The organism is Panacibacter microcysteis (assembly GCF_015831355.1).
In the GTDB taxonomy this organism is placed as follows: domain Bacteria; phylum Bacteroidota; class Bacteroidia; order Chitinophagales; family Chitinophagaceae; genus Panacibacter; species Panacibacter microcysteis.
Genome location: NZ_JADWYR010000002.1, coordinates 954,943 through 973,103, shown reverse-complemented (window position 1 = coordinate 973,103; position 18,161 = coordinate 954,943). Strand labels below are relative to the sequence as shown.

The 18,161-nt window shown below is 41.8% G+C and carries 7 protein-coding genes and 1 tRNA gene; all 8 read left to right on the top strand.

Translation table 11 applies throughout. From position 1 onward, the window contains the following. Window positions 1-30: 30 nt before the first annotated feature. The 8 genes from I5907_RS15900 to I5907_RS15865 all read left to right on the top strand — a co-directional run bounded on the left by I5907_RS15900 (window position 31) and on the right by I5907_RS15865 (window position 18,158). A complete protein-coding gene (locus tag I5907_RS15900; RefSeq protein ID WP_196991791.1) occupies window positions 31-5,409 on the top strand; it encodes an Ig-like domain-containing protein in 5,379 nt (1,792 codons plus the stop codon). A 242-nt stretch (window positions 5,410-5,651) separates the two neighbouring features. After that, complete coding sequence (locus tag I5907_RS15895) at window positions 5,652-6,731, top strand: PorP/SprF family type IX secretion system membrane protein (protein WP_196991790.1); 1,080 nt, start codon at window positions 5,652-5,654, stop codon at window positions 6,729-6,731. A 59-nt stretch (window positions 6,732-6,790) separates the two neighbouring features. Then, window positions 6,791-6,864: transfer RNA gene (locus I5907_RS15890), tRNA-Met, on the top strand. A 258-nt stretch (window positions 6,865-7,122) separates the two neighbouring features. After that, window positions 7,123-7,641 (top strand): hypothetical protein, encoded by a 519-nt coding sequence (locus I5907_RS15885; RefSeq protein ID WP_196991789.1) that lies wholly within the window; start codon window positions 7,123-7,125, stop codon window positions 7,639-7,641. Window positions 7,642-7,882: 241 nt separating this feature from the next. Beyond that, window positions 7,883-9,361: a hypothetical protein gene (locus I5907_RS15880; protein WP_196991788.1), complete on the top strand. Its 1,479-nt coding sequence runs from the start codon at window positions 7,883-7,885 to the stop codon at window positions 9,359-9,361. A 23-nt stretch (window positions 9,362-9,384) separates the two neighbouring features. Next, entirely contained in the window at window positions 9,385-13,176 is a 3,792-nt protein-coding gene (locus tag I5907_RS15875) for a hypothetical protein (protein WP_196991787.1), read from the top strand. Between the two features lie 10 nt (window positions 13,177-13,186). Beyond that, window positions 13,187-13,717, top strand: coding sequence for a glutathione peroxidase (locus I5907_RS15870; protein WP_196991786.1), 531 nt, complete (start codon window positions 13,187-13,189; stop codon window positions 13,715-13,717). Between the two features lie 40 nt (window positions 13,718-13,757). Further along, entirely contained in the window at window positions 13,758-18,158 is a 4,401-nt protein-coding gene (locus I5907_RS15865) for a DUF6443 domain-containing protein (protein WP_196991785.1), read from the top strand. The last annotated feature ends 3 nt before the right edge of the window (window positions 18,159-18,161 follow it).

Genomic DNA, 18,161 nt, shown 5'->3' with positions numbered 1-18,161 from the left:
AGGGAATCCGTAAACCATACCAACAACTGCATGAAAATATTTTTCGGGATAAACAGGCGTATCGTCTTTACCCTTGTAGTGTGCATACTCATGACTGTAACGTCATTTGCGCAAGTGCCATCTATTACGTCATTTACACCAACAACAATCTGCCAGGGCGGTACCGTAACCATTACCGGCAGCAATTTCAGCAACGTGAAGACTGTAAAACTAGGTACTGACACTGCATCCAAATACACCGTTAACAGTCCAACATCTATCACAGCGACTGTTTCAGCCAAAGCGCAAACAGGAACTGTTATCGTCGTAACCAATAATGGGAGTGATACTACAACAAATAAGCTTACCATAAACGCATTACCCGATCCAATTTTGGAAGATGTAAAAAATCCTGCCAACTCCTTCACAAACTGTAACGGAGAAGCTACCTATGAATTAATAGTAGCTAATAAGTCCGCTCAGACTGGGAGCGGCTGTAAGTTTGAGATTGACTGGGGTGATAACACTCCCCATTTCATCCAAACAGACTGGCCTTTTAATAATCAAATTGGTCACACGTACAATTCCCAGGGTTATTTTCCAATAAAGCTCACTACGACCACTGCGTCAGGATGTATTAAAAGTGAAACATATAAATTCTATAATGGAGCAAATCCCCTGGCCAGCATTACTACAACAACTCCGACGACAGGTTTATGTGCACCAGCAACAATTGTATTTAAAATAGGTAATTGGTTCAATAATTCAACAGGTACAATTTATGAACTGAATTTTGGCGACGGGTCTCAACCTGTAACATTACAACATCCGTTAAACAATTCAAATGAGGATAAAGAAGTTTCTTATACTTATACAAATTCATCTTGCCCAAACCAAACGTACTTCACAGCGTCACTTAACGCTATAAACGGATGTTTTCCCACAACCTACACCGTGAATCAGATTGTAATAAGAAAAAAACCAATTGCCGATTTCAACGCCGTCAGTAGTTGTGTTGGTACACCGGTATGTTTTGAGAATCTTACAAGTGATGGCAGTAGTGGTTCCACTACATGTAATACAACAAGCAATTACGCCTGGAATTTTGGTGATGGTCAAACATCTAATGCTGAGACACCAGAATGCCACAATTACGCAAAGGCGGGCACCTACACAGTCACGCTCACAAGCTCAAATGCTACTTGTGGAAATGATACAAAAACAAAAACAATTATTGTAAAGGATGTATCTGAAAAGCCCGTTGTATCAGCAAACTCAGTTGAATATTGCCTGAATGAACCAGCCAAACAGTTAAGTGCAGCAGGCACAGGTTTGTTATGGTACACGGTTGCAACAGGCGGTACAGGTAGTGCCACAGCACCCACACCTTCAACAAATACACCGGGCACTACTACCTATTATGTAACACAAACATTGGCAAACCAATGTGAAAGTCCAAGAGTAGCCATATCTGTAACAGTTCATCCGATACCCAATGCACCAGGTGTAACAACGCCGGTACAACTTTGCCAGGGGCAGTCTGCGTCACCACTTACCGCAACAGGTACCGGCCTGCTTTGGTATACTACAGCCAGCGGTGGCACCGGAACAACTGTGGCACCGGTTCCGTCAACTGCTTCTATTGGAACAACAATTTATTATGTTAGCCAAACCATCAGTAGTTGCGAAAGCCCAAGGGCTGCAATTACTGTAAATGTTGCATCATTGCCCGGCGCACCTGTTGTTATTACACCTGTAAATTATTGCCAGAACCAATCCGCTGCTCCGCTATCTGCTACAGGCACAGGGCTGCGCTGGTACACAGCAGCAACAGGCGGTTCCGGCTCTTCCGCTGCACCTGTTCCGTCAACAGCCACTGTTGGCAGTACGATCTATTATGTTAGTCAGACAACCAGTTGTGGTGAAGGACCCAGGGCATCAATTACCGTAACGGTAAAACCGGGGCCTTCCGCAACTATCAGCTACACACCGGATAATCTTTGTAACGTTAACAACACAACCACAACACCAAACCTCCCAATCGATGTAAGGCTTACCGGATCATCCGGAGGGGTATTCTCTGTTTCGCCTGCATCGGGCTTGCCGATTACTCCTTTAACGGGCAGAATAGATCCTTCAGGGGCAAGTGCAGGTTCCTATACTGTTTTCTACAAAATACAAGGCACCGGTGGTTGCTCAGATTTTACTACATCAACTACTGTAAACGTAAATGGTACACCAACGGCAACGATTAGCTATCCGCCAATATGTACCGCCAGCGGCAATGTAAACGCACAGCTAAATGGTTCACAGGGAGGTACCTATTCATCAGCAGCAGGTTTATCAGTTAATGCAGCTACAGGTGCAGTAGATGCAGCCTCAAGCACGCCCGGCAATTATGTTGTTACATATACCATCCCGCCTGCTGCACCATGCCCGGGCTTTACCACAACGACCAACGTTACTGTTACAAAGGCACCAACTGCAACGATCAGTTATAATGTTGCAAACCTTTGTAATGTTACAAATAGTGGTTCAAATCCCAATCTTCCTGTTAAGGTTAACATTACCGGTAATACAGGCGGTACATTTGCTATTTCACCTGCAGGTTTACCCATTAACACCATAGATGGCACAATTGATCCTTCCGGTGCACAGCCTGGTTCATACACCATTTCTTATACCATACGAGGCAGCGGCGGCTGTGCTGATTTTGTAACAACCACGGTCGTTACTGTAAACGGTACACCGCAGGCAACAATCGCATATCCACCTGTATGTACCTCCAATAATCCCGTAGCTGTACAACTTTCAGGATCACAAGGCGGCACTTACAGTTCTACTCCAGGTTTGGTAATAAATGCTAATACAGGTGTAATAACTGCCGCATCAAGTACACCGGGTAGTTATGTGGTTACATATACCATTGCTGCCTCTGCGCCCTGCCCGGGTTTTACAACCTCTGCAAGTGTTACCGTTACAAAAGCACCTGCTGCAAGCATCAGCTATAAGGTGGTCAATCTTTGTAATGTAGAGAACACTGCTACAACAGCTAATCCAAAAGTTGATGTAACCATTAACGGCACAACCGGCGGAACATTCTCCATCAGTCCTGCAACAGGATTACCGGTTAATACCATTACAGGGCAGATAGATCCGTCCGGTGCTGCTCCCGGTGTGTATACAATTAGTTACACGATTCCATCCGGCGGAGGCTGTGCCCAGGTTGTTGCCACAACACAGGTCACCATCAATAAAACACCAACCGCGGCGATTAGCTACGCTACACCTTCATTTTGCAGAAGCATCAACACTCCACAGCAGGTAAATTTTTCGGGCGCTGCGGGAGGCGTATACAGTTCATCAACAGGGCTTTCTCTCAGTGCCACAACGGGAGAAATAAATCCATCATCAAGTGTACCCGGTACTTATAAGGTTAAATATACCATCGCACCTGCTGCACCATGCCCGGGTTTCGAAACAACTACAACAATTACTATTGATGACAGCCCTGTTATATCATTTTCAATGCTTACACAAGCTATATGCTCCGGCGGAACCGCTGTTTTCAAACCTGTTTCAACTGTTGCCAATACAGTTTATAAATGGAGCATAACCGGGAACCTTCCTGCGGGCGTATCAGGCGTATCATCAGGTACAGCATCCGATCCAAATGCTGCGATAACATTGTCATTTACAAATACAGGTACCATCAGTCAAACGCTTACCATTCATGTGGTGCCGACAAACCCTGTACAAAATCCCTGCGACGGAACTGCTATTGACCTTACCCTGATGGTTAATCCAATCCCCGTTGCGTTAGCCGCTGACAGTTTCAACTTTTGCATGCGCACACCACCCCAGGCTTTAACCGTGAAAGCAATTCCTGGTAATACGGTCAACTGGTACAACGAAAATTTGCAACCGTTAAATGCTGCGCCGGTAATCAATACAAATAACCCGGCCACTTTTACTTACTACGCAAGTCAATCGAATATCTACGGCTGTGAAAGTCCGCGATCAACAATTATCGCTGTTGTTAACGCAACAGCTAAAATCGTCAGTTCAGCTTTCAGCAATCCTACCCAGTGTGGTATTCCTTCAGGTTCCATTACACTAAACGTACTTGACCTGAATAATAACCCGATGCCCAATACAAATTTCATTGTTCATTATACCAGGTTTCAAACAACCTATACCACACCCGCAAGAAGTGATGGTACTGGAAAAATCGTTATCCCGCTCGTTGCAGGTACATACAGTGATATCTATGTAGAAAGTAACGCCTGCCTTTCTCAGAAAATTCCTGATGTATTTATATTAACAGATCCTGCACCACCGGCACAACCGATTGCCGGCTATAATGGTCCTGTTTGTACGGAAAGCGTACTGAACCTTTCTGCATCATCACCAACAAGCTCTCAGGTATGGCCGATCGATTATGTATGGGTAGGGCCTGCATTTGGTTCAACACCAGACACTACCAGAAATACCGTTTATTCATTTCCATCTGCCCTTACCTCTTATGCCGGTACGTATATCGTTTACGCTATCCAAAACAATTGTATTTCTCCGGCTGCCAGCTTTACTGTTGCAATCAAGCAATCGCCTTCCAAACCTGTGATAACAACAAAAAACCCGTTGTGTGTGGGCGATGATCTTAGCCTGCAGGCGGCAAGCTCCATGCCTGGTAACAGTACCTTAAGCTTTACATGGAACGGGCCTGGAAGAGGTTTTCCCGTAAGCAATGCTTATGCATTTATCAATGATGTGACAGTACAGGATGGCGGTATTTATACGGTAACCGTTAATGCTGCACAAACAGGTTGTAGTGCAACGGCAGATACATTTATCAGGATCGGTAATTACCCGGTTATTAAGTTCCCCGTTGATTCTATCACTGTCCCCACCGGTTACCAGTTAAATCTTGCCACTACAATTACAAACGTTAACGATCCAAATGTGTTGCCGATGAAGCGTTATACGTGGACACCGGCACAGGATATAAAATGCAATAATACACTTTGCGATGCGCCGGTTGCAACGGTAAAGAATAACGGCTGCTATTACGTAACTGCAACAAATGATTATGGGTGTGCAGGCCGCGATACAATATGCGTGAAAGTATTCTGCCAGCGCTCCCAGGTGCTTATGGCAAACGCATTTACACCAAATGGCAGTGCAGCAAACAGCGTATTTATGGTGAGGGCAACAGGTATTTCATCGGTAAAGTCTTTCCGCATATTCAACCGTTGGGGCAGACTTGTTTTTGAACGCAGCAATTTTGCGCCGAACAGTGCAGCATACGGGTGGAATGGTTTGGTAAACGGCAAACCTGCAGACGTTGGTGTATATGTATATACAGTAGATGTTGTTTGCGAGAATGGTGTGCCGTATACATACAAGGGAAATGTTACGTTGCTTAAATAATGTGCGATAAAGAAGAAAGCATTTTGGTGACAAGCTTCCTGTTCCCTGGTTAAGCATCGTTGCGTCGCATTCCGTTCATCTTCCTGAACAAAGATTGAGCTGAGGAAAGATGCCATTGGCACTACAGATAAAGTGATTGCGACGCAACGAAGATGCCATGAAATACTACTGCTGGTATACACAAAAAACATGTATACAGCGAAGCTTAAAATAAAACGGTGATACTAAAATTTAACTGCATAATGATGTTTAGAACAAAAATTTGCCGGATTGTTGCAAGCGTATGCATTGCGATGCACGTGTATGCAGCTGCATTGGCACAGGATGTGGGCTTTTCGCAGTTTTACGATCAGCCATTGCTGCGTAATCCTGCACTGGCGGGTATTTTTACGGGCGATGTGCGGCTGACAGCATCTTACCGCAATCAATGGCAAAGCGTTACAGTGCCTTACAGAACGTTTGGCCTTAGCAGCGAGATAAAATTTCCCGTGCAGGTAATGGGCCGCGACCTTACTTTAACAACCGGTTTGCAGCTTTTGAGAGATGTGGCGGGCACATCTGAATTTAGTAAAACGCAGGTAATGCCGGCTTTGAACCTTAGCATACCGGTGTCTGCAAATTCATTTTTATCAGTTGGTTTTATGGGCGGTTTAATGCAGCAAAGGTTTGACCCCTCAAAACTTGTTCTGAACGACCAGTTTGTTACAAACAGCGATGGCAGCTTTACGGTGCTGCCATTTTCGGGGCAGGTTTTTACCAATACCAGTGTAAACTATTTCGATCTTTCTACGGGTATAACTTACAGCACATCGGTTAATGAGAACGTGGATCTTTATTTTGGTGCTGCATTGTTTCATGTAAACAACCCGAAGGTTGGTTATGTGGAAGACAAGCAAATCATCCTGAATAAAAAGTTTGCCATCAATGCGGGCTTGTCTGCAAGGGTTAGCGACAGGGATGAGCTTATAGTGTATGGCGATTATTTTGGCCAGCATAAAAAAGATTTTGAATATGTTGGCATCAGTTCTTTCCAGGCAGGTTTATTGTTGCGGCATGATATTTCTGTGTATGAAGATGATGACAAAGGAATAACTGCCGGTGTGTTGTATCGGCTGGATGATGCAGTAATACCGGTGATTCAACTGCATTTGAACAAGTTTACCGTTGGTACGAGCTATGATATTAATATCAGCAAGCTTTCAGTTGCATCGCAATTGCGTGGTGGTTTTGAGCTAACCTTGTCTTTCAAAAGTCTTTTCCAGAACAGGCAGGGTGATTTAAGGAGTGTTGTTTGCCCGCAGTTTGGTGGCCGGCGCAAATAAAAAACGGCTTTTTTTCTTTGGAATTTTAAATCTAAAACCACTATTTTTGCCGCCCGATTGGCGAGGTAGCTCAGGTGGTTAGAGCGTTGGATTCATAACCCAAAGGTCTCGGGTTCAACTCCCGATCTCGCTACAAAGCTGGAAGTCTTTAGAAATAAAGGTTTTCAGCTTTTTTGTTTATCATTCATGCAGTATCATTTGATTTATCGTGCACTTTTAATACTTACACCATTTACATTAGTATGTAATCGCTTTTAGAACGCTAATTTCCAACTGGTCGGACATAAAGCAACAAATAATTATTGGTTTTCCTCAATTCAAGTCATACTGGAGAAATATATTTGTACGTTAGTAAGATTTAAATATTTTTTACCCTTAACTTTTAAAAACCATGAAGGCATTTCACATTACTTTTATGTTAGTTCTTTTTACCACCGCGTGTAGTAAAAATCAGACGTCACCTGAAAAAGAAGAAGATGAAGAAGTCAACAAGAATAAATCAGCGATCTTAGGCACGTGGCATAACTTAAATTGGTTGGATTCTGTATATCGACTGGACGGAACTTTCATTGGTGAATATTTGTACGTTATGGATACCAGTTTTTGGAGTTTAGAAACCACCAATTTTATGACTTTCAATGATGATGGAACATATTACTCGCAAGTTCCTCAGCCATATCCCTCAGATCACCTAACAACCTTTTATGATTTCATCTCTAAAGATCAATATTCTGAAACGCGCTATGATATTTTCACTGGGCAGCGAGATGCTACTCCTTACGATACAGTAACGATAAAAACTCTTACGGATACTACAATGATACTTGAGAAAATTACAATCAAGGATGGATTTTACGATTCTGCCTGGACTAAAGTTCGAGAACACTCTATACAAAGTTGGTTTAGATAAGTTTTATTCTGTGAAAGAATAGATTTACAACTTAAAGCTTCGGATTCGACTCCCAATATATTACTCATGCTCACAGTTAAAGGCTGTGGGCTTTTTTATTTCTGTGCATTAATGACAATTTAATATATAAATATTTATAATATTAGTTTTTTTGTATTGTCAGAACATGTAACTCCTCAAAGTCGCTAACTGCCTAACACCAAGACATAAAATAAGTGTTTAACGGACTAAACCCAAATCCATGCGGTATATTATCGCGCTGTTGCTATTTTGTTTCACCCTAAACTGTTTCAGCCAGGAAGCAGAACAGTGTATATATGATAATGATTCATCTAAAATCAATTTAGATGAAGTGCCCTTTGCTGTGCTCATGAAGCTAGACAATAAGTATTATAAATTATCAGCGAGTGTAAATAAGCACAGCCGGAAACTTATTGAATCACTACAGGCTGAAGAAGAAAAACTTCAAATTAAACTCAGTAGGGTTGATAGTCTGAAAGCACAAGCATTATTTCAGAAAACGCAGGAACAATATGCCCGTTTAAAAACACTGGCAGATAATCCTGTAGATATAGCAAGCGCAAAACTAAAAGAATATATACCCAATATAGATAGCGCAAACACGGTCTTAAAATTTCTGTCACAGTATAAAGATCTATCTGCACTTTCATCTGGTAAATTGGAGCAGCTATCACAGACACTTAATTCCCTGCAAGATTTACAAGGTCGTTTACAACAGGCAAATGAGATCCAAAACTTTGTAAAACAACGGTTGTCTCAACTCAAGTCTTCGCTATCCAACAGCGCATTGGGGCAAGGCTTAGCCAGCATCAACAGGAAAGCTTACTACTATCAGCAACAGATAGAAGAGTACAAGTCAATACTTCGTGATAAAAAGAAACTCGAAGAAAAATTGATCGGTACAGTAAGAACATTACCTGCTTTCCAAAAGTTCTGGGATAAGCATAGTTACCTCGCTCAACTATTCCCTATGCGCACAAATCCTGAAACAAGCGGCAATCCTATTCCTGGATTACAGACAGCCGCAGGCATGCAGCAACTCATGCAACAGCGCTTCGGTACCCAAATCACTTTGCCAACAACTAACCCTGCAGCAGGGGCAGGCTTATTCCAGGAACAAACGGCCGTTGCTCAACAGCAGATAGCTGATCTCAAAAGGCAGGTTGATAAAACAGGCGGCAGCAGCAGCGATCTTGTTATGCCCGGGTTCAAACCCAATGAACAAAAGACCAAATCATTTCTGGAAAGGTTGGAGTATGGCCTCAACTTTCAAAGTGAAAAAAGTACCAGCTTTTTACCTGCAACAACAGATATAGCGATAACCGCAGGATATAAGCTCAGTGATAATAAAGTGATCGGGCTAGGAGCCAGCTATAAGATTGGCTGGGGTCACGGATGGAACAATATATCATTATCAAGCCAGGGTGCAGGTTTCAGGGGATATGCAGATGTAAAAGCAAAAGCCGGCTTTTGGCTAAGTGCAGGGTTTGAATATAATTACCTGCAGACTTTTTCAAACCTGCGTGATCTCCATACAAACATTGATGTATGGCAGCAAAGCGCTCTGGCAGGCATTACAAAAAAATACAAGATCAGTAAAGGCAGAGAAGGGAAGATACAAATACTGTATGATTTTCTGCACAACAAACATCTGCCAGCTTCACAGGGACTTAAGTTCAGGGTTGGCTGGGGTTTTTAAAACAAAAGCAATAACATCTCTATATGCGCAAATGGTTGTTGATTGTAATTGTAGCGGTATGCTGCAATAAGCTAAAGGCACAGGACGGGCCAAATTTTTCTGACGGAACGCCAATGTCCGCAGGAGCAGAAGCATCCAGTAAATTCATGGCTGACCAGGTAAATCTTTTTACTGGTCAGCCGGCTATTTCTGTACCTATTTTCAATTATAGTAGTATCAACAGCATTGGCGTTAGTGTTGGATTATATTATACTGGTACAGGTGGCATACGACTAAATGAAAAAGCGTCCTCTGTTGGATTAGGATGGTATCTTGGCAGCGGAGGCGTTATTACAAGGATTGTACGCGGAACACCGGATGATATTCCGTCAAGAGGTTTTTTGTATACTCCAACTTTACCAGCAGACTATCGGAGCAATGCTGATAAATATCATTACGACACCCTCGATACGCAACAGGATGTTTTTCAGTTTAATTTTAATGGAACCAGCGGAAAATTTTATATCAGGAAAAACAAAGAGATAATACTGGTACCCTATTCCAAACTAAAAATCGTTCCTGCATTTGACCCGAATGCTTCCGTTGCCAAAATACTTTCATTCACTATCACAACCGAAGACGGGATCCGTTACCTGTTCAAAGACGCAGAATCAACCACACATTACAGCACAGGTATGCACCAGGGCTACAGCAATATCAATACAAACTGGAATTTAAGCGAGATCATCTCTGCGTTCGGGGTGGATACTATCCGTCTTGCTTACACCAGTAAAGCATTGAGCAGTATATACGGTTACCCGCTGACATACCTGATGGCGGCTCCTTATACGTCCATTTATAAAACTTACAATTATTCAGGTAATCAAACAGAGACCGTTAAAAAAATTCAATCTATAACTCTTCCAGATAAAAGAGTAGTCAGTTTTTATTACAGTAAAGAATTTTATTCTGAGGCCGATAATGGCGTACTTGAAAAAATAACTATCAGCGATACTATTTTCCGTTCCGGCTTCTATTTCAATTACAAAGACACAGCCAATACTCTTTTTTTAACAAGCGTAGTACCTTATACCGCAAAGGAGCGAACAAAAGGTTACAGCTTTTATTATGATTGGACAGATACAGGTTCAATTCCTTGGGTAAGGGGCACATTTCTTAAAGAAATGGGGGTGGTTTCCACCAATGTGGACGATTGGGGGTTTGACCTTGGCACCACTACGCACTTAAAGACCAACTTTACCAATAATAATTACCCTTCTGCGGTTTGGCAAAACAGGTATCCAAATGCAATAAGAACGCAAAAAGGTGTATTGAATAAAATGGTAAATCCGGAAGGAGGTGTTATCGAATATACTTATGAACTTAATGATAAAAACCCTTCGTCGCTCTCGTATAAATATTATAGCGTTCCTTCTAATAACACCGTAACAAACAATGTTAATTTCACAAATAGCTACGGAGATGGGCAAGTATTAAGTTTCAAAATTGATACTGCACTGCTGAGAACACAGTCTCCGCCTTTGAACGGCACTTGTAATTTTTCGTGCAAAATAAAAACCTCTGCCGGTGCTGTTGCCGCACTTGATTCAACGACCATTTCACTTTTCGATCTTTACTATAATGGCTTGAAGAAATGGGCTACCAACCTGCCCGACGGTAACTATGTAATGGAAACCAAATTTTTGGGTTCGGGTTCCGTTACATCCTCTTTCAATATTTATATCAGCTGGTACAATCATAGTTATATAGCGGAAACATTGCCCCTAGCAGGGTTAAGGGTAAAGCAGATAAAATATAAAAATGATCTTTCGGATACCGGAAGCATTGGTATCAAAACATACAGATACGTACTGGAGGATGGGGAAAGTTCCGGCATGATCGGGGAATTGCCGATGTCTTATTATGATTACCGCGAAACATTTGTAAACAACACAACACTCGCTGTACGGCTACGCAGTTATTATTTAGCGATAGGGCAGCAACCAATGAACAATCTGGATTTCAGCCAAGGCGGCCCGGTTGGTTACAGCCGTGTAGAAGTAATCAATGGTACTCTTCAGAAAAACACAGGTAAAGAAGTTCATGAGTTTACCACTCTAAAGCACGCCGGATGCAAGACTTCAGTACCTGCATTTCCTTATGCACCCAATGACCTGAATACATGGGCTGTAGGGTTACCACTTTCAGTAAAAGCTTATGATAATGCAGGCACGTTACGCAAGAAGTCTACTATTGTTTATAGTATTAAAACCTTTAGTTACACAAATCCTGATGATCGCAACCTTAAGCTAGGTCTTGCACAGAATATAATATTTGAAGGTTCCGGTAACCAGGTTATTTCTAAAAAGAATGTTTATGTGGCAGAAGAATATTATCCGCAGAGTGGCAACGTTTTTCAAACAGCCATTTATGATACAACGTACAATGATAATGGCTCGCTACTGACTGCTAAAACAGAAATGGAATATGATACCGCCCGTTACCTGGTAAAAAAGATCATCACTGCTTACGATCGAACCCGTGGACTTAATCTTGAAAAAAGATTTTATTATCCACACGATTATACAATAAGTGGTGTAATAGGTAAACTAAGAGATAGTGGTATAATCACACCAATTATTGCCACAGAGCAATGGATTACGGGTGACGCGACCCCAAGGATTTTATCAGCCGTAATCAGTGAGCCGCAGCAATTATCCAACAACAGTATCAGGCCTTTTAAAACCTATGCTCTGGAAACTAATAAACCGGTTGCAGGTACAACGATAGGCAACTTTAATCCTGCACAGCTCAATCGTAATACAACCTATTTTAAACAACAGGCTGAATATCCCTATTATGATAGCAAAGGTAATCCCGTTCAAATAACAAATACTGTGACAGGCATATCAAGTTCATTAATTACTGACTATAACAGCTTATATAAAACAGCCGAAATATCAAATGCTTCATATGCTGATGTCGCATATACCAGTTTTGAAAGTGACGGTAATGGCAACTGGACAGTAAACAGTACGCAAAGGTCAAATACAAATGCATACTCGGGAAAATGGGCTTATGCATTAAGTAACGGCAGCATTGTAAAAAGCGGGTTGACCAGCAACAAAACTTATATCGTTTCGGTTTGGGGCAGGTCAGGTGCTTCGGTTAATGTAAATGGTTCTTCTATCGGCAGTGCTGTTACCAATTATAATGGCTGGTATTTGTATTCCAAGACAATAACAGGTGTAACACAGATTACCGTTTCCGGGTCAGGAACCATTGATGAACTACGGCTTCATCCTTCCAATGCGAACATGGTAACGTACAGTTATGAGCCTTTTATTGGTGCAGTCGCCGTTGTTGATGCCAATAATACTGTATTATATACTGAGTATGACAACCTCAACAGGATAAAAGTAGTGAGAGACAGGAACAGGAATGTTGTACAAAAATATGAGTACACGGACTCGGTGTACAGTGTTTCGATGTTACCGGACTGGATTGGTACAGGATATTATTGTACCGGCAACCTGCAGTATGACTCAATATATACAGACATAAACCCGTACAGCCCGACACACGGAAATACAAAGTTTGTTACGCCCGCCAGATACGGGGAGTGCCACTGTATGCCGGTAAATTATAAATGTATTAATGGATTTCCATCCCAGGGGGTACGCTTCAACAAATCCACGCGCCGAATTACGGTAGACGGCATATATATGTGGGAATGCACCTATTATTACATGTTTGAGGATTGCACTCAGACACAGGATTACACCGAAATAAATAGCACGGCCTGCACCACACAAACGGGTAATTGTAATTTTTAAAACAACAGAAATGAAAATATTTTACATGCTTTTCGGAGCGATGTTTTTTCTTTCAGGAATATCAACGTACAGCTTTACTGATATAGATGATAATACGGTGAACATGTCTTCCTTCATTGGGAAAAAAGTATTGATCGTTAATACAGCCAGCAGCGGTGACAGTATCCAATTTGCCGGGTTAGAGACATTGTACAACACATACCATGACAGCCTGGTCATTATTGCTTTCCCCTCTAACAGTTTTGGCAACGAGCCGCTGGAAAATGCTGCGATCAAATCCCTGATGACAACAAAGTATGATACACATTTTATACTGGCGGGTAAAACTTCTGTAACTGGCAATGACCAGCTTGCATTGTTTCAATGGCTAACCCAGGACAGTTTAAACAACACTTTAAGCACAATAATCCAGGCAGATTTTTATAAATTCCTTGTGGACGAAAATGGGGAATTAATGGGTGTTTTCTCCAATGAAGTATTGCCGCTGGACAGCAATATAATAAAAGCGATCAGCATACCAGTTGCACCGGTTAAAGAATAAAAGCTTATAAAACTGCTTACAAAACCTATATTTTAAACCAATGCGCTTTATTACCATAGCCCTTTTTTGTTTTGGGTTTGCAACCAGCCTGCACGCCCAAAATATACCCAACAGCGAAACCGCACCTGCAGCTGCAACTTACAAAAAGAACCTTCCTGCATATAACCTGAAAAAAGCAAACAGCTACCAACGTGTGTATAGTGCATTGATACCCATGCAGGATACTTCGCTGCTTAACATTAATGCGGCAATTACAGATGTAAGCGTTACAACTCAATATTTTGACCAAATGGGCAGGCCATTACAAACAGTGGCAAAAAAAGCATCTCCGTTGGGCAATGATGTGGTTTCTGCCATGGTCTATGACGAGTTCGGAAGAATGCCCATCCAATACCTGCCTTTTGTTGTACAATCCGGAAATACTACCGATGGCAAGTTTAAAGCAAGTGCTTTGACAAAAGATTCAACGTTTTACCAGTCATTGTTTCCTAATGAAAGCGTTATTTACAGCGAAACGGTAATGGAATCGTCTCCTTTGAACCGAGTGACAGACCAGTATGCGCCAGGAAACAGTTGGGGTGGTGCCCATAACGGTATTAACATTAGCGTACGATCTAACACTCTGGCGGATAGCGTAAGACTTTGGCAGATCAATATCAACAACGAAAATGATATACCATTTACCAGTTCAGTATACCAGGCAGGGGTTTTGGCTGTACAAGAGATAAAAGATGAGCATGGCAAAAAGGCCGTTGTTTACACAGACGAACAGGGTAAAAAAATACTGACCAAAACCCAACTTGTCGGTTCCCCATCGTCACACCATACAGGATGGCTATGCACCTACTACATCTATGATGAACTGAATCATCTTAGGGCCGTATTATCACCCAAAGCTGTTAATTCCATTGATGCAGAAGACTTATGGAACCTGACTGCAAACAGTGATGTGTACGATCTTCTATGTTACCACTATTGGTATGATAACCGCGGAAGACTGTTGATGAAACATATTCCTGGTAAAGGTGATACGTATTTTGCATATGATAAACTTGACAGGCTGGTAATGACGCAGGATGAAAACCTTCGCCTTACCAACCAATGGACATTTATAAAATACGATGCACAACTAAGACCCTGTAAAACAGGTTTGATTACCACAAGTCTTACAAAAGACCAGGTGCAAACCAATGCTGCAGCAGCGACAGATTACCCAACGCTTACGGGCACTTACACTGTATTATCGGAAACTTACTTTGATGATTATTCCTGGACAAGCGCCACTCCTTTAAATAGTAACCTGGTAACGACCAATATCAACAGCACCAATTTTATTACGACGTATAATACCAGTCCGGGCTATGCGCAGCAGATCGCGAAGACTGACAGAATAAGAGGTATGGTAACCGGTAGTAAAACCATGATACTGGGTTCGGGCAATTACTTATACTCTCTAACGCTCTATGATGAAAACGGAAGAGCGATCCAATCAAAGCAAACCAACTATAGCGGTGGTGCAGATATTGCAACTACACAGTATGATTTTTCAGGAAAATTGTTGAGATCACATCTTGCACACCAGAAGAGCAGCGCAGGCAGCGAAACGCATACTTTGCTTACAAAATATAATTATTATAACGGGCAGCGGCTGCAGAGCATAATTAAAAAAATAGATAACGGTGCTGATAAAACTGTAAGTACGCTTAATTACAATGAACTGGGGCAGGTAAAATCAAAAACACTTGGTAATAATTTATCGGTACAGGATTATACCTACAATATAAGGGGTTGGTTGAACGGTATAAACAAAGCTTACGTGGAAAACGGCTCGGGCACCAACCCTTATTTTGGGGAAGTACTCCACTATGACTTTGGATTTACCACAGACGAATATAATGGCAATATTGCGGGTGTAAAATGGAAGGCTGCCGGTGATGGTATAGCGAGAGCTTATGGCTATACCTACGATAACACCAACAGGCTAACAAAAGCAGATTTTACACAACAGAATGGAGGTGCCAGTGCCTGGACAAAAGACAAAATGGACTTTTCTGTTTTTGGTATTACCTATGACGCAAATGGCAATATAACAGCGATGAACCAACGTGGCATGAAGATCAATACAGCGGTAACGATTGACTCGCTGGGCTATACTTACCTTGCCAACAGTAATCAACTGGCGAAAGTGAAGGATCTGATTAGCGACACTGACCCATGGGGAGATTTTAAAGATACGAGCCTGACAACGAATGATTATGTGTATGATGTAAATGGCAATCTTATAAGAGATAACAACAAGCATATACATGGTTCAGGCGGAGGTAGTGGTATAACGTATAATTTTTTGGATAAACCCGATAACATCAATGTGAATGGCAAAGGAAGTATTGCATATGTATACGATGCCGGGGGCATGTTATTACAAAAGACAGCAAGTGATACAAAAACCGGTTTAAAAACAATTACAACATACCTTGCAGGATTTGTGTACCAGCGCAGTATACCAATAGCCAACAATGGTGGTACTGATACGTTACAATATGTGTTACATGAAGAAGGTCGTATCAGGAATTCGATGAAGATGAATTACAGCACCATGGCTGTAACATTCAGCCTGGAATATGATTACTTTATTAAAGATCACTTAGGGAACATCCGCACTACGCTTACAGAAGAGCAAAGAACAGATGCCTATCCGATGGCAACACTTGAATCAGGTAATGCGCCAGGTGAAAATTTATATTACCTGAACCTGGATGCTACAAGAACAACCGTACCTGGAAACTATCCGGTTGATAATGTTTACAGCAATCCTAATGAAAAGGCTTCGCTGGTAAGAGGAAATGGTAACAAGATCGGAGCTTCCATGATTTTAAAAGTAATGGCGGGTGATAAGTTTAACCTGCAAGCCAATAGCTGGTACGTATTGGGAGGTAATACACCGGATGCACCTGTTAGTCCATTAAGTGATATCGTTAGTGCTATTGTGAATAGTGTGCCCGGCCTGTCAGGCGGAAAAATAACCGGCAGCCAGTTAACCTCAGCGGTGTTGAATCCATCCGTATCAGGCTTTTTAACAGACAGGGATGCAAGTACAGTAACGACAAGACCAAAGGCCTACCTGAACTGGATCTTATTTGATGAGCAGATGAACCCAATTCTAACCAATGATGGTAAGAATAGTGGGTTTCAACAGGTGGTGGGTAGCGGGGTTTATAAAACCCACACGATTACTGAAAGGGAAATTACCAAAAACGGCTACTTATATATTTATGTAAGTAATGAGACGCCTAACATCAGTGTTTATTTTGACCAGTTGCAGGTGACACATATACGGGGACCGCTATTGCAGGAGGAAGCGTATTACCCGTTTGGGTTGGAGATGAAAGGTATTAGTGCCGCTGCGGCAACCACTGCTGCAAATAGGTATAAGTTTAATGCGGGGACGGAGTTAGAGGAAAGACTTGATGTAGATTATTATGAAACTCCATTTAGAAGGTATGATGCACAGGTGGGGAGGTTTACGGGGGTGGATCCGCTTGGAGAATTATATTTTGATTTAAGTCCGTACCTGTATGGGTCTAATGATCCCATATTTTGGAATGACCCTACCGGATTAGCATTTGCTGTACCAATTGAGAACGAGCCGGAACCAAATCCGTTTGGTGGTATGAGCATGTGGGCATGGATCGGATTTAATACAGGACACTATGAACCTTTTGGTGGCGGTAGTGATTACGGCGGGGCTAATAATTGGGAATGCAGTTTTACAGGTGGGGACGGCGGCGGGGGGAGTAGTCATGGTGCGTCCGGCGGTTGGCATATAGAGTTTAAAGTAAAAGTTCAAAAAAGCTTGGCTGAATTATCCCAGCCCAAAGCACTTTATTATGACATTACAGGCAGAGATTTTGAAGTGTTTCTTCCATATGGTAATGAGGCTGATGGTCATACATTTATTTTTGAAATTGATGATGATGGTTATATTGATTTAAATGCAGGAAAATTAAAGCCAATCGAAAGCAGGCTCTTTAGTTTTGGTAGTCTAAGAGCATTATCTAAATATCGTACAGCAGCGAACATGATTAAATTTGTTCGCAATCAACGATTTTTTAAGAGTATAAGATTAAGAGATTTTCTTGCAAAATATTATCGAATGGATGCAAAAGTTGGTAATGGGAGTTCTGCGGATGCTTTAATACATGAGGCTATAACAGGCAATTTACTAAGCCCAACCGGTCATTTACAAAAAGTCGTGGACGCAAGGATTTTTTTCACCAAGTTGCTTAGCTCAAGTGTTTCAAAATTGAGTGAACTGGAAAAACAATTTGTCGTTCGACAAATAATTGAGGCAACACGTGCAATTAAAATTGCTACCGGAACTGGCTCTAATTATGGTTCTATAAGCCAGGAATTGCTAAATTTAATTTCACGATTCCAATAGTAA